Origin of the sequence: Hyphomicrobium sp. MC1 (assembly GCF_000253295.1) — a bacterium.
Classification (GTDB): domain Bacteria; phylum Pseudomonadota; class Alphaproteobacteria; order Rhizobiales; family Hyphomicrobiaceae; genus Hyphomicrobium_B.
The window spans coordinates 1,494,856-1,510,926 of sequence record NC_015717.1 but is presented as its reverse complement, the minus strand read 5'-3'; the positions used below and the strand labels follow the sequence as shown (position 1 = coordinate 1,510,926).

18 protein-coding genes are annotated in these 16,071 nt (G+C 60.9%); 15 read left to right on the top strand and 3 right to left on the bottom strand.

The window, feature by feature from the left end; all coding sequences use genetic code 11:
- Nucleotides 1-3: 3 nt before the first annotated feature.
- Nucleotides 4-1,563 carry an anthranilate synthase component I gene (gene trpE, locus HYPMC_RS07325; RefSeq protein ID WP_013947230.1) on the top strand — a complete coding sequence of 520 codons (1,560 nt, stop codon included), beginning with the start codon at nucleotides 4-6 and terminating at the stop codon, nucleotides 1,561-1,563.
- On the opposite strand, the gene HYPMC_RS07320 is transcribed toward trpE, so the two are convergent.
- Complete coding sequence (locus HYPMC_RS07320) at nucleotides 1,552-1,965, bottom strand: hypothetical protein (protein ID WP_013947229.1); 414 nt, start codon at nucleotides 1,963-1,965, stop codon at nucleotides 1,552-1,554. The genes trpE and HYPMC_RS07320 overlap by 12 nt on opposite strands.
- Nucleotides 1,966-2,075: 110 nt before the next feature.
- On the opposite strand from HYPMC_RS07320, the gene HYPMC_RS07315 reads away from it, so the two are divergent.
- The 7 genes from HYPMC_RS07315 to HYPMC_RS07285 all read left to right on the top strand — a co-directional run bounded on the left by HYPMC_RS07315 (nucleotide 2,076) and on the right by HYPMC_RS07285 (nucleotide 7,925).
- Nucleotides 2,076-2,588: a histidine phosphatase family protein gene (locus tag HYPMC_RS07315; protein WP_013947227.1), complete on the top strand. Its 513-nt coding sequence runs from the start codon at nucleotides 2,076-2,078 to the stop codon at nucleotides 2,586-2,588.
- Nucleotides 2,589-2,720: 132 nt separating this feature from the next.
- Nucleotides 2,721-3,317, top strand: coding sequence for an aminodeoxychorismate/anthranilate synthase component II (locus HYPMC_RS07310; RefSeq protein WP_013947226.1), 597 nt, complete (start codon nucleotides 2,721-2,723; stop codon nucleotides 3,315-3,317).
- A 54-nt stretch (nucleotides 3,318-3,371) separates the two neighbouring features.
- Nucleotides 3,372-4,370, top strand: a complete 999-nt coding sequence (gene trpD, locus HYPMC_RS07305) for an anthranilate phosphoribosyltransferase (protein WP_029670921.1) — start codon at nucleotides 3,372-3,374, stop codon at nucleotides 4,368-4,370.
- Nucleotides 4,371-4,373: 3 nt separating this feature from the next.
- Complete coding sequence (gene trpC / locus HYPMC_RS07300; protein WP_013947224.1) at nucleotides 4,374-5,171, top strand: indole-3-glycerol phosphate synthase TrpC; 798 nt, start codon at nucleotides 4,374-4,376, stop codon at nucleotides 5,169-5,171.
- Nucleotides 5,168-5,662 (top strand): cyclic pyranopterin monophosphate synthase MoaC, encoded by a 495-nt coding sequence (moaC, locus tag HYPMC_RS07295; protein WP_013947223.1) that lies wholly within the window; start codon nucleotides 5,168-5,170, stop codon nucleotides 5,660-5,662. The genes trpC and moaC overlap by 4 nt, the downstream gene beginning before the upstream one ends.
- Before the next feature lie 5 nt (nucleotides 5,663-5,667).
- The gene (gene glp, locus HYPMC_RS07290) at nucleotides 5,668-6,879 is read left to right on the top strand and encodes a gephyrin-like molybdotransferase Glp (protein WP_013947222.1); all 1,212 of its coding nucleotides are present in this window, start codon (nucleotides 5,668-5,670) and stop codon (nucleotides 6,877-6,879) included.
- Nucleotides 6,880-7,085: 206 nt separating this feature from the next.
- A complete protein-coding gene (locus HYPMC_RS07285; protein WP_013947221.1) occupies nucleotides 7,086-7,925 on the top strand; it encodes a transglutaminase family protein in 840 nt (279 codons plus the stop codon).
- Between the two features lie 55 nt (nucleotides 7,926-7,980).
- Here the strand turns inward: HYPMC_RS07285 and efp are convergent, their stop codons facing one another.
- Nucleotides 7,981-8,550, bottom strand: coding sequence for an elongation factor P (gene efp, locus HYPMC_RS07280; protein ID WP_013947220.1), 570 nt, complete (start codon nucleotides 8,548-8,550; stop codon nucleotides 7,981-7,983).
- A 149-nt stretch (nucleotides 8,551-8,699) separates the two neighbouring features.
- Between efp and epmA the strand changes: the two genes are divergently transcribed.
- From epmA to HYPMC_RS07265, 3 genes are all read left to right on the top strand, one after another.
- A complete protein-coding gene (gene epmA / locus HYPMC_RS07275; protein ID WP_013947219.1) occupies nucleotides 8,700-9,749 on the top strand; it encodes an EF-P lysine aminoacylase EpmA in 1,050 nt (349 codons plus the stop codon).
- A gap of 65 nt (nucleotides 9,750-9,814) precedes the next feature.
- Entirely contained in the window at nucleotides 9,815-10,288 is a 474-nt protein-coding gene (locus HYPMC_RS07270) for a GFA family protein (RefSeq protein ID WP_013947218.1), read from the top strand.
- Entirely contained in the window at nucleotides 10,285-11,355 is a 1,071-nt protein-coding gene (locus HYPMC_RS07265; protein ID WP_013947217.1) for a lysine-2,3-aminomutase-like protein, read from the top strand. The genes HYPMC_RS07270 and HYPMC_RS07265 overlap by 4 nt, the downstream gene beginning before the upstream one ends.
- 13 nt (nucleotides 11,356-11,368) lie before the next feature.
- On the opposite strand, the gene HYPMC_RS07260 is transcribed toward HYPMC_RS07265, so the two are convergent.
- Nucleotides 11,369-11,743: a hypothetical protein gene (locus tag HYPMC_RS07260; RefSeq protein ID WP_013947216.1), complete on the bottom strand. Its 375-nt coding sequence runs from the start codon at nucleotides 11,741-11,743 to the stop codon at nucleotides 11,369-11,371.
- A 276-nt stretch (nucleotides 11,744-12,019) separates the two neighbouring features.
- On the opposite strand from HYPMC_RS07260, the gene HYPMC_RS07255 reads away from it, so the two are divergent.
- The 4 genes from HYPMC_RS07255 to HYPMC_RS07240 all read left to right on the top strand — a co-directional run bounded on the left by HYPMC_RS07255 (nucleotide 12,020) and on the right by HYPMC_RS07240 (nucleotide 16,058).
- Complete coding sequence (locus HYPMC_RS07255) at nucleotides 12,020-14,152, top strand: molybdopterin-dependent oxidoreductase (RefSeq protein ID WP_013947215.1); 2,133 nt, start codon at nucleotides 12,020-12,022, stop codon at nucleotides 14,150-14,152.
- A 160-nt stretch (nucleotides 14,153-14,312) separates the two neighbouring features.
- Nucleotides 14,313-14,699, top strand: a complete 387-nt coding sequence (locus tag HYPMC_RS07250) for a DUF3307 domain-containing protein (protein WP_013947214.1) — start codon at nucleotides 14,313-14,315, stop codon at nucleotides 14,697-14,699.
- 163 nt (nucleotides 14,700-14,862) lie between these two features.
- Nucleotides 14,863-15,420, top strand: a complete 558-nt coding sequence (locus HYPMC_RS07245; RefSeq protein ID WP_024275688.1) for a sigma-70 family RNA polymerase sigma factor — start codon at nucleotides 14,863-14,865, stop codon at nucleotides 15,418-15,420.
- Complete coding sequence (locus HYPMC_RS07240; protein WP_013947212.1) at nucleotides 15,417-16,058, top strand: NrsF family protein; 642 nt, start codon at nucleotides 15,417-15,419, stop codon at nucleotides 16,056-16,058. The genes HYPMC_RS07245 and HYPMC_RS07240 overlap by 4 nt, the downstream gene beginning before the upstream one ends.
- Nucleotides 16,059-16,071: the final 13 nt, after the last annotated feature.

The following is a 16,071-nucleotide window of genomic DNA, read 5'->3' as shown; positions in this document are numbered from 1 at the left end:
GACGTGAGCGTCCTTTCGGCCCTACCCGCAACGGAAATCTGTCCGCCCGCAGATGCGTTCGCGCGCATCTACGATGAGGGCAAACCCCAGGTCGTCTGGACGCGCCTCATCGCCGACCTCGAAACACCCGTTTCAGCTTACTTGAAGCTCGCCGAGCATCGCGCGATGAGCTTCCTGCTGGAATCGATCGAGGGCGGCTCGGCGCGCGGCCGCTATTCCGTCATCGGTTTGGCCCCAGACCTGATCTGGAAAGCGAACGGCGACACCGCCGAAATCAATCGCTCGCCCGAAGCCAACCCTGATGCCTTCCAGCGCGACGATCGTCCGACGCTGCAATCGCTGCGCAACCTGCTGCAGGAAAGCGCCATCACGTTGCCGGAAGCGCTGCCGCCAATGGCCGCCGGTATTTTCGGCTACATGGGCTACGATACCGTCCGGCTGATCGAGAACCTGCCGGAAATGCTGCCCGACACGCTCGGCGTGCCCGACGCGATACTCATCCGCCCGACGTTGATGCTGATCTTCGACAACGTCAAAGATGAGATGATCCTGGTTTCACCCGTCCGGCCGCATCCCGACGTCCCAGCGGAAGACGCTTATGCGACGGCACTGAAACGCATCACCGCCGCGATCGATCGTCTCGAAGCGCCCCTCCCGCATTCGACATCAACGATGTCCCCAAGCGCCGCGCTGCAAGAGCCGCAATCGAACACCGCACCCGCCGAATATATGGCGATGGTCGCGAAGGCGAAGGAATACATCAAGGCGGGCGACATCTTTCAGGTCGTCCTCTCGCAGCGCTTCTCCGCACCGTTCGATCTGCCATCGTTCGCGCTCTATCGCGCGCTTCGCCGCCTCAACCCGTCGCCGTTCCTTTTTCATCTTGATTTCGGCGACATGCAGCTCGTCGGCTCGTCGCCCGAAATTCTCGTTCGTGCCCGCGACGGCGTCGTCACCATCCGCCCCATTGCCGGCACGGCCCGCCGCGGCGCCACCGATGCCGAAGACAAAGCTCTCGCATCCGCGTTGCTTGCCGATCCGAAAGAGCGGTCCGAGCATTTGATGCTGCTTGATCTCGGTCGCAACGATGTCGGCCGCGTCTCCGAGCCAGGCACCGTCACCGTCACCGACAAGTTCATCATCGAGCGCTACAGCCACGTGATGCACATCGTCTCGAACGTCATCGGCAAGCTCGACGAAAAAAACTACGACGCCATCGACGCGCTGATGGCGGGTTTTCCGGCCGGCACCGTGTCGGGCGCGCCGAAAGTCCGCGCCATGGAAATCATCGCGGAACTCGAGAAGGGCAAGCGCGGACCTTATGCGGGCTGCGTCGGCTATTTCTCCGCCAACGGCGAAATGGATACCTGCATCGTCTTGCGGACGGCCATTCTGAAGGACGGCATGATCCACGTGCAGTCCGGCGCCGGCATCGTGCACGATAGCGTGCCCGAGAACGAGCAACAGGAATGCATCAATAAGGCCATGGCTGTTGTTCGCGCCGCCGAAGAAGCCGTGCGCTTCGCATCGCGCGCATCGAACGTGCCGTATTCAGGTCGCTGATTTACCCGCCCCGCGCGGCTTTGCATCTGCCTTCCAACGCTTGGCCCAGGCCCGCTGCCACGGCGACCACTTCGGCCGCCACAGCAGGCTGACGATGCTGTGCCAGAGTGCATAGATCGGAAACCAGAACAGCACGCGGATCGGCAGCACCCCGAGCGCGAAAATCCAACGCTGCATCCGCTTCGAAGCTGCCGAGCCGTAGCGCTGCGTCCGGGTCTTGACCCAGCCCCGCACCTTCTCCTGCCCGAGCACGCGCTCGGCCACGCGCAAACCGATGAATGCGACGACCGCCAGCGGCAGCAGCAGCCACAGCACGATCCATAAAACTTGTACGATCACCCACCAGACGATGCTGGCGATGAGACCCAGGATCCAGAAAAGCGGCGCCAGAAGGTAATCCATTGCTGATGGACCTTGTCATGACGACGGCGCGAATCTATGGCCTATCGCTTAACGGCACGAGCGACCTGCTATAAGGTTCGCTCGTCGCACAACGCCAGCCCAAGGCCGAAATGCTGTCACTCGCCCTTCTGCGCCATGCCAAATCGAGCTGGGACGCCACCGACATCGACGATTTCGATCGGCCTCTGAACGATCGCGGACGGATGGCGGCTCCGTTGATGGGCGCGGCCCTTAAAGAGCTGAATTTCGCTCCCGAGCTTATTCTCTGCTCGTCCGCAAAACGGACCCGCGAGACGCTGGCGCTCATTACCCCCAGCGTTAAAGACGCCGAAGTGACGTTTGACGATCAGTTGTATCTCACCAGCCAAGAAACCCTCTACAGCCGCCTGAAGGCCGTCCCCGCCGGCATCAAACGGGTGCTAATGATCGGCCACAACCCAGGCATGCACGGCCTCGCGCTGTTTCTCACCGGAACCGGCGACGCCAAGTCCATTTCCCGCCTGGAAGACAAGTTCCCCACCTGCGCCCTGGCCGTTTTCTCGTTCGAGCAAACAAGCTGGCAGGACCTCCTGCCGGCTTCAGGGCATCTGGAAGCCTTCCTGACGCCTCGCGACCGCGCCTAAGCGTCCGCAGACCTGAACGCTGCAAACGTTGAAACGAAGGTCCTGATATCCATATTTTTCCGTGTCGCGCGCATGTCATGGTCTGCTAGAAGGACAGCGCGCACGTCGGATGTCGGCAGACCAAGGGCCAATATGCTGATCCTGATAGATAACTACGATAGCTTTACCTACAATCTCGTCCACTACCTGGGCGAGCTTGGCACCGAAAGCGTCGTCATTCGCAACGACAAGGTTACCGCCGAAGAGGTGTTGGCCCAGAAGCCGAAAGCCATCGTGCTGTCGCCCGGTCCCTGTACCCCAAACGAAGCCGGTGTCTGCCTCGACCTCATCAAGAAGGCGGGCGCGACCATTCCACTGCTCGGCGTCTGCCTCGGTCACCAAGCCATCGGCCAGGCCTATGGCGGCAACGTCGTCCGTGCGCCAAGCCCGATGCACGGCAAGCTGTCGGCCATCACCAATACCGGCAAAGGCATCTTCAAGGGCCTACCGGAACGCTTCGAGATCACGCGCTATCACTCGCTGATCGTCGACCGGGCGACACTTCCGGACTGCCTTGAGGTGACCGCCGAAACGGACGACGGCTTGATCATGGGCCTGCAGCACAAGTCGCATCCGGTGCACGGCGTGCAGTTCCATCCCGAGAGCATTGCCTCCGAGCAGGGTCACGCCCTCCTCGCCAACTTCCTCGACCTCGCAGGACTTGCTCCCAAGAGCCGCAAGGCAGCCTGACCCGTGACAGCAACCAGCACCGTCACAAATCCCGCGCGCGAACTGAAGCGCCTGATGAACCGCATCGCCGATGGCGAAACGCTCGGTGACGAAGGCACGCAACAGGCCCTCGACCTGCTGATGTCCGGGATCGCCCCTCCTGTCGCGATGGGCGCCTTTCTGATGGGCCTCCGTGTCCGCGGCGAGACGACGGAAGAGATCACCGGCGCTGCCAAGTTCATGCGCAGCCGCATGACGACGGTCGACGCGCCGCCCGGCGCCATCGACATCGTCGGTACTGGCGGCGACAGCCGCGGCACCTATAACATTTCGACAGCGGCAACGTTTGTTGCGGCCGGCGCGGGGGCGATCGTCGCGAAACACGGCAACCGCGCCGTGACATCCCTTTCCGGTGCCTCCGACGTTCTGGCAGCCCTCGGCGTCAAGCTCGACGTGCCGCCCGTCATGGTCTCGCGGGCCGTTGCCGATGCCGGTGTCGGCTTTCTCTGGGCGCCGCTCTATCACCCCTCGTTCAAGGCCTGGGCACCGATCCGCACCGATCTCGGCCTGCGGACGATCTTCAATCTGCTCGGACCGCTGTGTAATCCGGCGCAAGTGAAGCGCCAGATCCTCGGCGTCTACGACCGCAAACTCGTCGAACCGATCGCAGAGGTGCTGCGCAAGCTCGGCTCCGTTCATTCCTGGGTCGTACACGGCGCGGACGGCATGGACGAGTTGACGACGACCGGCATCACTCACGTTGCCGAACTCAAGGACGGCGACATCTACGCCTTCGACTTGACGCCGGAAGACGCGGGCCTGAAGCGCAGCACTATCGAAGCGCTGAAAGGCGGTGATGCGGCCACAAATGCTGCCGCTATCCATTCGCTGCTGCAGGGCGAGCCCGGCCCCTATCGCGATATCGTCGTGCTGAATGCCGCCGCCGCGCTCGTCGTCGCCGACAAGGCCGATGGGCTGCCGGACGGCATCGCCAAAGCCGAAGCTTCAATCGACAGCGGTCGCGCGGCTAGAGCGCTCGACCGCCTCGTCGCGGTAACGAACGACCGGATCTAAGCCATGGCCGACATCCTCGACAAAATCACCGCATACAAGCTCGATGAGGTCGCGCGCGCGAAGACCATCAAGCCGCTGCGCGTCATTGCCGAATACGCTCGCTCCGCACCGCACGTACGCCCGTTTGCCGATGCCATTGCGGCGAAGCATGCGAAAAAGAAACCGGCGCTCATCGCCGAGGTCAAAAAGGCCTCACCTTCGAAAGGCCTGATCCGCGCCGACTTCGATCCTCCTGCGCTTGCAAAAGCCTATGAGGCCGGCGGTGCGGCTTGCCTCTCAGTGCTGACCGATCGGCCGTCGTTCCAGGGTGCGCCCGAATTCCTGACGGCGGCGCGCGAAGCAACCTCGCTTCCCGTTCTGCGCAAGGACTTCATGATCGATACCTATCAGGTCGCCGAAGCCCGCGCCTGGGGCGCCGACTGCATCCTGATCATCCTCGCCGAAGTCGACGACGCGACGGCCCACGACCTCGCCGAAGCGGCGAAAGACTGGGGCATGGACGCCATCGCCGAGGTCCACAACGCCGCCGAGCTTGAACGCGCGCTAAAACTCGACTGTCGCCTAGTCGGCATCAACAATCGCAATCTCAAAACGTTCGAAGTGACGCTCAAGACGACGGAAGATCTGGCGCCGCAAGTGCCGGCCGATCGCATCATCGTCGGCGAAAGCGGTATTTTCACACCGGCTGATCTTGCGCGTCTTTCAAAGGTCGGCGTCAATACCTTCCTGGTGGGCGAAAGCCTGATGCGGCAGTCCGACGTGACGGCCGCGACCAAAACCCTGCTCGCGCCGGTGTCATGAGCAAGCTTTCGCACATCGACGACAAGGGCGACGCCCGCATGGTCGACGTATCAGATAAGGCTGTCACCGCACGTCACGCCGTCGCCGAAGGCTTCATCGCGATGCGGCCCGAGACGCTCGCTCTCGTCGAAACCGGAACAGCCAAGAAAGGCGACGTCATCGCTGCTGCCCGCATCGCGGGGATCATGGCGGCCAAGCGCACGCATGAGCTGATCCCTCTCTGTCATCCGCTCGCCATCACGAAGGCGACCGTCGATTTCGAAATCTCGCATGCGCCGACCGGCATTCGCGTCACGTCGGAAGTGAAAGTATCCGGCCAGACCGGCGTCGAAATGGAAGCCTTGACGGCTGTTTCCGTCGCCTGCCTCACGCTCTACGACATGCTGAAAGCCGTAGACCGCGGCATGGTCATCAGCGACGTGCGCCTCGTAGAAAAAAAGGGTGGCAAGTCGGGCACCTACAAAGCCGGTCTCCGCCCGGCAGGCGGCTGACGCACATGGCTTTGCTTCCCGTTTCCGTCGCGTTGCAACGCATCCTTGAAAACGCCACGACGCTCAGCGCCGAGACGGTCGATCTGCTCCGTGCCCACGGTCGCACGCTGGCGAGCCCAGTCATTTCAAAAGTCGACAACCCACCTTTTGATGCCTCCGCTATGGACGGTTACGCCGTCCGCGCGGACGATATCGCGAGCGTTCCCGCTACGCTCAACCTCGTCGGTGAATCAGGTGCAGGCCATCCTTTCGATGGTTCTCTTGGTAAGGGCGAAGCGGTCCGCATTTTTACCGGTGGCCGCGTACCAGACGACGCCGACGCCGTCGTCATTCAGGAAAACACCACCGCGTCAGGCCCGACCGTTACCGTTCTAGAAACCGCGAAGTGCGGCGCCAACATCCGCCCGAAAGGCCAGGACTTTGCGAAGGACGAGTGCCTTATCGAACCCGGTCGTCTCCTGACCGCACGCGATGTTTTGATATCGGCGTCTTGTGGCTACGGTGAACTCTCTGTTGTCCGCAAGCCGGTTGTCGCGATCCTTTCCTCAGGCGATGAACTGGTCACTCCGGGAAACCCTTTGGCCCTCGGCCAGATCTCGGGGTCAAACGCATACGGTCTCGCATCCGTCGTCGAAATGGTGGGCGGCAAAGCGCGCTTCCTCGGCATCGCGCGCGATTCACTTGCTTCGCTTGAAGAATTCATCTCAGCCGCCGGCGATGCCGATGTATTGGTCACGAGCGGAGGTGCGTCCGTCGGAGACCACGATTTGGTTCGACCGGCACTTGAGAACGCAGGCGCTAAGCTCGACTTCTACAAAATCGCGATGCGCCCGGGAAAGCCACTCTTCTTCGGCTCACGTCACGTCGGCGGTAAACTGCAATACTGCCTCGGTCTCCCCGGAAACCCCGTTGCTGCGATGATCTGTGCGCGCGTTTTTCTCGTGCCACTCATCGGTCGTCTGCTCGGCCTTGAGAAGCCGTTCCAAGCCATCGATGCTGCGCTGACAGACCCCGTGCCCGCCAACGGCCCACGCGAACACTATATGCGCGGCTTGCTTGATGTTTCGACGTCACCAGCTCGTGTCACGCCGTTCACAAACCAGGACAGCGGCCTCGTCAAATCTCTCCAGCGCGCCAATTGCCTCGTTGTAATCCCCGCGGACGCGCCATCGCTCCATGCCGGAACGACCGTGAAAGTACTGCGGTTGGATATTTGATTGCGTGCTGAGTATCTTCAACGCAAAATAAAACGCGGCGCAAAATCAGAACTAAAGTTGGCCGTGTGCGCCGGATTTGTTGGCTGAACACGCCAAACAGCGCATTTTTGCTGGATATTTGTGCAGATCTCAGCCTTTTATTTCGGAACATTCGACTGCTGCATGACGTTTTTTGGCAAACTTGTTTGTCGCGAGGGCGTACGATTATGCTCATTCATGTCGGATACGATATTGGACTTGAAGTTTCTGCCCCCACGCCACTGCTCCTGCTTCTCGACGTCCACCCCGGCCGTCGTCGCGATATCATCTACGAAGATGCACTCAACGTTCCCGATATCGCTATCGAACGCGGACTGGATATTTACGGCAACCGCACTCAGCGCCTCGTTGCGCCCAAAGGCTTACTGAAGCTGAGCTATCGCGCCGTGGTGCGCGACAGCGGTGAGCAGGAAGAAGCGCCACTTGGCGCCCGAGAAATTCCCGTCGCCGACCTGCCGAATTACGCCATGCACTTCCTCAGCGGCAGCCGCTATTGCGAGACCGATGAGCTGACACAGATCGCTTGGCAACTCTTCGGCAACGTGCCGCCCGGCTACGCACGTGTGAAAGCGATCTGCGATTTCGTACACAATCATATTCGCTTCGACTATCAGCAGGCGCGCTCCACCCGCACGGCGTTCGAAGCTTACAAAGAAGGGACCGGCGTCTGTCGTGACTTCGCGCATCTCGCCATCGCGTTCTGCCGCTGCCTCAACATTCCCGCGGCATACGTCAACGGCTACCTCGGCGATATCGGCGTGCCGCCCGATCCGGCTCCGATGGACTTCAGCGCCTGGTTCGAAGCCTACGTCGACCATCGCTGGGTCACGTTCGACGCGCGCCATAATGTTCCGCGCACCGGCCGCATCGTCATCGCGCGCGGCCGCGACGCTGCCGACGTCGCGATGGTGACGTCGTTCGGCCAGCACTATCTGGCCGAGTTCAAGGTCATTTGTGAGGAAGTCGCGCCCCAGCGCGCCGAAGAACTCTCGTCACGCGCGGCTTAAAAAAACACGCCGAGCGGCCGGCTCCCCGGAGGGGAGCGCCCGGTGTAAACAAAAACTAATCCTTCGCGCGTTCGACGTACGAACCGTCTTCCGTCATGACGACGACGCGAGTGCCAGCGCCGATGTGCGGCGGCACCATCACGCGGGCGCCGTTCGAAAGCTTCGCGGGCTTATAAGAAGATGACGCCGTTTGGCCTTTGACGACCGGATCGGCTTCGACGATCTCGAACGTCACGCGCTGCGGCAGTTCCACCGAGATCGGATTGCCCTCGTGCAGCGACACGAGGCACGTCATGCCTTCCTGCAGCCACTGGCCCTGATCGCCGAGCACATCCTTCGGAATGGTGATCTGGTCGAAGGTTTCGGGCTGCATGAAGTTGTAGCCCATGTCGTCTTCATAAAGGAAATTGAAGTCTTTTTCGTCGAGGTAGGCGCGCTCGACCTGATCCGTCGTGCGGTAGCGCTCGGTAACCTTCACGCCATCGGCGATGCGGCGCATTTCAAGGTGTGTGACGGGCGTACCCTTGCCCGGATGGATATTTTCCGCATGCATCACGACGGCAAGCTTGCCATCCAGATCGAGCACATTGCCTTTGCGGACCGAGCTTGCAATAACCTTCACCACGGGTACGTCTCCGTTTTAATCAAAGCGCTGCGGCCGCCTCATGGGCGGCCAGCCGGCGGAAGCCTTCAGGGAATCTGTCGCGTCTCATACCCGCTTAGCCCCTTGCCGCCAAGTGCGGCAACCCTGTCCTGAACGCCCAATTTGCAAGCATGTCGCAGCAATCCCCCTGGTGGAGCCCCGAACGCCACGCCGACCGCCGCCCATTTCTGGCCGGGCGGGGCCGTATCAAGGCCGCAATCCGCAATTGGTTCGTGGGCGAAGGCTTTACCGAGGTCGAGCCTGGCATTCTGCAGGTGTCGCCCGGCAACGAAACACACCTCCATGCCTTCCGGACGGATCTGATCGGTACGGATCTTTCCCGGCACGAACTTTATCTGCATACGTCGCCCGAGCTTGCGATGAAGAAACTGCTGGCGGCCGGCGAAACGAAAATCTTCGCGTTCGCACCGGTGTTTCGCAATCGCGAACACGGCAGCCTGCACAGCCCGGAATTCACCATGCTCGAATGGTATCGTGCCGACGAGCCCTACCAAACGCTCTGGGACGATTGTGCGACGATCTTGAAAATCGCCTCCGAAGCAGCCAGGCACTCGAATTGGACCTTTCGCGGCAAGACCTGTAATCCCGGCGCGCCGTTCCAAGCGCTGACGCTGGAAGAAGCTTTTCTGCAATTCGCCGGGATGCCGCTGCGCGAAGCGATATCGCAGAACATTCTCGACCGCGCAGTACTTGCCGCCGCCGCGGAAGCTGCCGGCATTCGCATTGCCTCTGACGATACATGGTCGGATATCTTCAGCCGCGTGCTCGTCGAGAAGATCGACGACCGCCTCGGGTCACCCGCACCGACGATCCTTTATGAATATCCCGTCGCGGAGGCTGCGCTTGCACGCCCCGTATCGAGTGATCCGCAGGTCGCCGAACGCTTTGAGCTTTTCGCCTGTGGCGTCGAACTCGCGAACGGTTTCGGCGAGTTGACGGACGCCGACGAACAACGCCGCCGCTTCGAAATGTGGATGGTGGAGAAACAACGCATCTACGGCGAGCGTTATCCGATCGACGAGGATTTCCTCGCAGCTCTGAGCGTCATGCCGCCATCGTCAGGCTGTGCGCTCGGCTTCGATCGTCTGGTCATGCTCGCCACCGGCGCCGAGCGAATTGATCAAGTATTATGGACGCCCTTTCCGGAACCAGGCAAATAAGCTCAGCCAAAGTCCCCTCTCCCCATTCTAAAGTGCAGGAGAATGGGGAGAGGGAGAATTGACCGATGACCAAAGAGATCCACACCGGCGGTTGCCAATGCGGCGCGGTCCGCTTTCGCGTCGAGGGCGAACTCATCGACGCATCGGTCTGCCATTGCCGCATGTGCCAGAAAGCGTTCGGCAGCTTCTACGCGCCGCTGGTCAGCGTGCGCGGCGCCAATCTCGTCTGGACGCGCAGTGAACCGAAAAAATTCCAATCGTCAAACGCGGCCGCGCGTGGCTTCTGCGCCGATTGCGGCACGCCTCTAACCTACGAAGCGCCGGACGGCGTTGCAATCGCGATCGGCGCTTTCGATCACCCAGAAACAATCGTCCCGAAAATCCAATGGGGCACCGAAGCCAAGCTACCCTATGTCGATTGGGTTGCGGGTCTTCCGCAGCACGAGACGCTCGAAGACCCGAACGCGGCGCCGTTCCTTAAAACGCTCGTCTCCTACCAGCACCCCGATCACGATACGGAGATCTGGCCGCCCAAATGACGCTGATCGAACGCAAGCTGACATCGATTGACGATCTCATCGACGCGGGCCTCGCCCGCGCCGAAGATCGTGCCACACTGCACGATATCGCCAAGCGTTACGCCGTTGCGATCACACCCGCCATCGCCAATGCGATCGATCCGTCTTCTGCGGATGATCCCATCGGCCGCCAATTCGTCCCCAGCGCCCGCGAACTCGAATTGCATCCGCATGAGCGCGACGACCCCATCGGTGATCGCATCAAAAGTCCGGCCCCCGGCGTCGTCCATCGCTACGCCGATCGCGTCCTGCTGAAAATCGCGAGCGTCTGCCCCGTCTACTGCCGTTTCTGTTTCCGCCGCGAGATGGTGGGACCGGACAACGGTGAAGCGCTCTCCGCCGCGGAACTCAACGCGGCGCTCGACTACATCGCGAAAACGCCGGCAATCTGGGAAGTGATCCTGACCGGCGGCGACCCCTTCGTGCTCTCGCCGCGCCGCGTCCGCGAGATCACGGAGGCGCTTTCAAATATCCCGCACGTTAAAATCCTGCGCTGGCACACCCGCGTACCGATCGTCGATCCCGAGCGCGTGACGGACGATCTCATCTCGGCGCTGAAAGCATCGCGGCTGACGGTATTCGTTGGTTTGCACACAAACCATCCGCAAGAGTTGAACGCCTCGGCGCGCGGCGCAATCGACCGCCTCGTCGATGCTGGCATACCGCTCGTCAGCCAAACCGTGCTGCTCAAAGGCATCAACGACAATGCCGACACGCTGGAAGCTCTGATGCGCCGCCTCGTCGAATTGCGCGTGAAGCCGTATTACCTTCACCACGGTGACCTCGCCCCGGGCACCACGCACTTTCGGACAACGATCGCCGAAGGCCGCCAACTGATGATCGAACTGCGCCGCCGCCTCTCAGGCTTGGCGCTGCCAACCTACGTGCTCGACCTTCCAGGCGCGCACGGCAAGGTCCCGGTCGAGCGACATTCGAAGACTGCTGCAGACGGCAGCGAAATATTTGTCGACCGCGAGGGAGCAATACACGTCTACGAGGATGCCTGCGCCGCTCCGGACGTCCCTTGATCGCCAGCCGCGATCAAATCCTGCGCCACGCGCTCGATAGGAAACGTTCAGGCGGTGGCACGCCATCTTCCAGATGCAGCGCATCGACGGCATCGAACCATTCATCCCGCAGGCTCTGCGGCAAGCGCGTCCCGCACCACGGGCATCGATCGATCAAGACATACGATGCCGTGCCGTCGTGGATGATCAGCCCGTATTCGTTCATGACCTCATTGTAGACGATCAGCGAATCCGCGCACGCGAAGGGATCCTCATGGTCCTTGCAGTCGAATCGCAATGCATCGACCATTGAGGCGCAACAGTGCTGGACGGCCCGACTGGGAGGCGCCCAATCGAGATTCAAGGGCATCCAAAGCACCCGTCGCCCTGGAAATAGCGCCTTCGACATATCCTGCGACCCTTCCCACGCGGTCTTCCCAATTTGTCGTCTTAGCATGCCGGAAAAGCTAGTGAATTCATCTGAAGACAGAAGATGGCGCGCTTTCAGACTTTCGTGCCAATTCAGCCCAATGGCGGGACCACTTTTATTTCCCGCCGACCTCTGAACGCGTTTCCCTCTCTGTCGCCAAAACGCTTTCGCGTTGCGCTCTCCGTCGCTTCGGTGCCAAACTGACGCACGTTAAGAACACGCCTCAAGAATGGGCGGGCTTTCCACGGAGGAAACATGAACGAGCAACCGCAGCGGGAGAAATTCTTCGGCGCCTGCCCCCACGATTGTCCAGACACCTGCGCAATGGTCTACGAGGTCCAGAATGGCCGCCTCGTCGAGGTTCGCGGTAACAAACAGCATCCGATGACCCGCGGCGGCCTGTGTGTGAAGCTCAAGGATTTCGCCGACCATCATCATAATCCAGACCGCCTGCTCTATCCGCTGAAACGCACCGGCCCCAAAGGCTCAAAAGAATTCAAACGCATTTCCTGGGATGAGGCCATTTCCGAGATCGGCGCGCGCTGGCGCGACATCATCGCGGAGCATGGCTCTCAGGCAATCATGCCCTACAGCTATCTCGGCAATATGGGCCTCGTGCAGGGCATCAATTCGGGCGACCCGTTTTTCAATCGCCTGGGCACGACCGTGAATGAAAAGACGTTCTGCGCCTCGGGCTCCTCGACGGCATGGCTTCTGACAGTCGGACCGACCGGCGCGGTTGATCCGGAAAGCTTCGTCCACGCCAAATTCATCGTGATCTGGGCGTCCAATTCGATCTCGACCAATCTGCATCATTGGCCGTTCGTGCTCGAAGCGCAGAAACGCGGCGCGAAGCTCGTTGTGATCGACGCCTATCGCTCGCGCACGGCAAAAGCCGCGGACTGGCACATCTGCCCGAAGCCCGGCACCGACGGCGCGCTGGCAATGGGCTTCATCAATTCCATCATCGCACAAGGCTTGGTCGATCAAGACTACGTCGACAATCACACCTACGGCTTTCCCGAGCTGAAAGAACGCGCCGCCGAATTCACGCCCGAGTACGTTGCACGCACGACCGGCGTCCCCGCCGGGGACATTGAAAAATTCGCTCGTGAATTCGCAACAGCGCAGCCCTCCGTCATTCGCTTGGGTGTTGCGCTTGAACGCAGCGCGGGCGGTGGTCAAGCGATCCGGGCCGTCTGCAGCTTGCCTGCCCTCGTCGGCTCCTGGCGTCACGTCGGCGGCGGCCTGCTGCAGATGCCGCTCTGGGATTTCCCGATCGATTGGGTAAAAGCCGCACGCCCCGAATGGATCAAACCCGGCACCCGCGTCGTCAACAACTTGCGTCTCGGTGCGGCTTTGACCGGCGAAATGCAGCTGGATCCGCCGATCAAAAGCCTCTTCGTCTTCTGCACCAATCCGGTCAGTCAGGCGCCCGAGACGAACAAAATTGTCGAAGGCCTGCAGCGCGAGGACCTGTTCACGGTCGTCGCAGAGCACTTCCTCACCGACACCGCGAAATATGCCGACATCGTCCTACCCGCAGCGATGGCAGGTGAAGCCGAGGATATGATGTGGTCGTGGGGCCACTTCTATCTGACGTACAATCAGAAGGCCGTTGAGCCGCCAGGCGAATGCAAGCCGACGAGCGATCTCTGGCGGATGCTTGCGAAGGAAATGGGCTTCGACGATCCCGTCTTCAAAATGACCGACAGCGAATTGTGCGCCGAGTACATAAATTGGACCGACCCGAAGATGGGCGGCGTCGACATGGAGTATTTCAAGACCCACGGCTACTTCAAGATCAACGTCGGGGCAGCCGACACCCGCACTCCACACGCCAACGGCAACTTCCCGACGCCGTCAGGCAAGGTCGAGTTCCTGTTGCACGACGCTAAAAACTTCGTAGCCGGTCCCTTCCGCGCCATGTACGAGGGCGAGCAATCGGGCGAACCTGTTGATCCCCTTCCCGGCTTCGTACCGCCGCGCGAAACGCCCGAAACGAACCCAACACGCGCCAAACTCTATACCCTCAACATCATCTCGCCGAAAAGCCACGCGTTCTTGAACTCGTGCTACGCCAACGAGCCGCACAAGGTTAAAGTGCAGGGCGACCAGTTCGTGATGATCTCCCCCGGGGATGCCCAGAGGCGTTCGGTGCGCGACGGTGATCCGGTTCGCGTCTACAACGACCGCGGCGACTTCGAAGGCGTCGCGCGCGTAACAGATGACGTTCCCGACGGCGTTGTCGTCGCGACGCTCGGGTATTGGCGGTCGCTCAATCGCTCGGATGGTTCCGTCAATTGCATCTCGTCGGACGCCTGGAGCGGATTAGGCCGCGCCCCGACGTTCTCCGATAACCTCGTCGAAGTTCAGCGCGTGAATTAAGACGCCATCTGCACACCGAAATTGGTCCTGGGCGGCACCGCGTTGCCCAGGCCACCTGTTCCCCAGGTGACATTCCAGACAGCCCGGTTACGCTAAAAACCACGAAAAAGGACGAAGCGAGCGGTGTCTGCCCATCGCCGTCCGGCAGCGATGGAGCTTCATGTCACCCGGTCACGCGGCGCTTGCCGCGATCACCTATCTGCTTGTGAAACATGCCGTCGCGGACTTCATCCTGCAATCGGATGGGATTTTCCGGCAGAAAGGGCACTATGGCGCGCCCGGCGGCCTGCTGCATGCCTTCATCCATATCGTATTGACGGCGCCCGTTTTTTGGCTGTTTCCGGGTGGCGGCCTGCCGCTTGCCGCCGCTCTCCTCGCTGGCGAATTTCTCCTGCACTATCATATCGATTGGCTGAAACAGCGGCTCGTCGCGCGCGAAGGCTGGACGCCGAAAGATACGGGCTTCTGGTGGGCCTTGGGGATTGACCAGCTTCTCCACGGACTGACCTACATCGCCATTCTCTGGCTTTGGCTGCCCGCTAACTAACCCCCAAAGTGCGTTTTTTGCTTCGTGTCACCTTGCGCAGTTTATGCCATCCCTGCCATATGCGGCGCGGAGTCGAAATATGCTGTTCGGCGGCAGCAGAAATATTTTCTTCACGATGTAACGTTTGCTCTACGAGCAGCGAAGACGACGAAGAAGGGCTATTTTGGACCGAAAGGCTCGAGACGCTCAGTGGTCGACCTTGATGCGCGCGGCGATCGCGGGCAACGAGAACGCTTACCATAAACTCCTGTCCGAACTGTCGATGGTTCTGAGAGGGGTTGTTCGGCGCGGCTTTGCCGGCATCGGTGTGCCGCGTGATGACGTAGAGGATGTGGTGCAAGACGTTTTGCTTGCCATCCATTTGAAACGGCATACGTGGGATCAATCGATGCCGCTTGGCCCCTGGGTCTCGGCGATCTCGCGCAACAAGATGATCGACGACTTGCGCCGTCGCGGCCGACGTCCCGAAGTGGCAGTTGATCTCACCGAATTCGACATCGAAGGCGACGATCAGCAGGCCTCCATCGACGCCCGCGACGTGGATCGCATCCTCGATGGTCTGTCGGAGAAAAACCGCGATATCGTACGTTCCATAAGCATCGATGGGCATTCCGCACGCGACGTCGCGGAACGCCTTGGAATGACGGAAGTCGCAGTACGCGTCGCTTTGCACCGAAGCCTGAAGGCCCTCTCGGAGACCTATCAAGAGAAGAAGATATGAGAACCGAAGATCTGATCAAAGCCCTTGCTGCCGACGCCAAAAGCGTCGAGCCGCCTGTCGCCCAGACCTTGGCGACGGCGGTCGGCGTTGGCACGTTGATCACGGCCCTCGTGTTTTACGGTCTGTTCGGCATTCGCGATCACTTCATGGAACTGGTGACCTCGTCGCCGCGCTTCCTTTTCAAATTCGTTCTGACGCTGAGCGTCGCCATTCCCGCGTTCTTCTTGGTTCGCGACTTGGCGCGGCCGGACTTTAAGCCGGGCAAAATGATGTGGTGGCTAGCCCTGGCACCGCTGGTGCTTGCCGTCGGTGTCCTCCTCGAACTTTTCGCCCTGCCGAGCGATGCCTGGCGCGCCAATATGGTCGGACACAACGCCGTCTTCTGCCTGATCGTCATTCCGCTGCTGTCGCTGACGCCGCTGGTCGCCGTGCTTTATGCCTTGCGCGACGGCGCGACGACCCACCCGGTCATTGCCGGCGCCGTCGGCGGCCTGCTATCGGCAGGCATATCCGCAACGCTTTATGCAGCGCATTGCCCGGACGACAGCCCGCTGTTTCTGGCGGTCTGGTACTCGATCGGCGTTCTGGTGATGACGGGCCTCGGCGCGTTGCTCGGACCGCGCGTCCTTCGCTGGTAGTTGGCGCTGCTGC

What these genes read in the sequence shown, in the direction of transcription:
- HYPMC_RS07320 (WP_013947229.1), bottom strand. Translation starts at nt 1,965, where the DNA reads ATGGATTACCTTCTGGCGCCGCTTTTCTGGATCCTGGGTCTCATCGCC.
- HYPMC_RS07315 (WP_013947227.1), top strand. Translation starts at nt 2,076, where the DNA reads ATGCTGTCACTCGCCCTTCTGCGCCATGCCAAATCGAGCTGGGACGCC.
- HYPMC_RS07310 (WP_013947226.1), top strand. Translation starts at nt 2,721, where the DNA reads ATGCTGATCCTGATAGATAACTACGATAGCTTTACCTACAATCTCGTC.
- trpD (WP_029670921.1), top strand. Translation starts at nt 3,372, where the DNA reads ATGAACCGCATCGCCGATGGCGAAACGCTCGGTGACGAAGGCACGCAA.
- trpC (WP_013947224.1), top strand. Translation starts at nt 4,374, where the DNA reads ATGGCCGACATCCTCGACAAAATCACCGCATACAAGCTCGATGAGGTC.
- moaC (WP_013947223.1), top strand. Translation starts at nt 5,168, where the DNA reads ATGAGCAAGCTTTCGCACATCGACGACAAGGGCGACGCCCGCATGGTC.
- glp (WP_013947222.1), top strand. Translation starts at nt 5,668, where the DNA reads ATGGCTTTGCTTCCCGTTTCCGTCGCGTTGCAACGCATCCTTGAAAAC.
- HYPMC_RS07285 (WP_013947221.1), top strand. Translation starts at nt 7,086, where the DNA reads ATGCTCATTCATGTCGGATACGATATTGGACTTGAAGTTTCTGCCCCC.
- epmA (WP_013947219.1), top strand. Translation starts at nt 8,700, where the DNA reads ATGTCGCAGCAATCCCCCTGGTGGAGCCCCGAACGCCACGCCGACCGC.
- HYPMC_RS07270 (WP_013947218.1), top strand. Translation starts at nt 9,815, where the DNA reads ATGACCAAAGAGATCCACACCGGCGGTTGCCAATGCGGCGCGGTCCGC.
- HYPMC_RS07265 (WP_013947217.1), top strand. Translation starts at nt 10,285, where the DNA reads ATGACGCTGATCGAACGCAAGCTGACATCGATTGACGATCTCATCGAC.
- HYPMC_RS07260 (WP_013947216.1), bottom strand. Translation starts at nt 11,743, where the DNA reads ATGTCGAAGGCGCTATTTCCAGGGCGACGGGTGCTTTGGATGCCCTTG.
- HYPMC_RS07255 (WP_013947215.1), top strand. Translation starts at nt 12,020, where the DNA reads ATGAACGAGCAACCGCAGCGGGAGAAATTCTTCGGCGCCTGCCCCCAC.
- HYPMC_RS07250 (WP_013947214.1), top strand. Translation starts at nt 14,313, where the DNA reads ATGTCACCCGGTCACGCGGCGCTTGCCGCGATCACCTATCTGCTTGTG.
- HYPMC_RS07240 (WP_013947212.1), top strand. Translation starts at nt 15,417, where the DNA reads ATGAGAACCGAAGATCTGATCAAAGCCCTTGCTGCCGACGCCAAAAGC.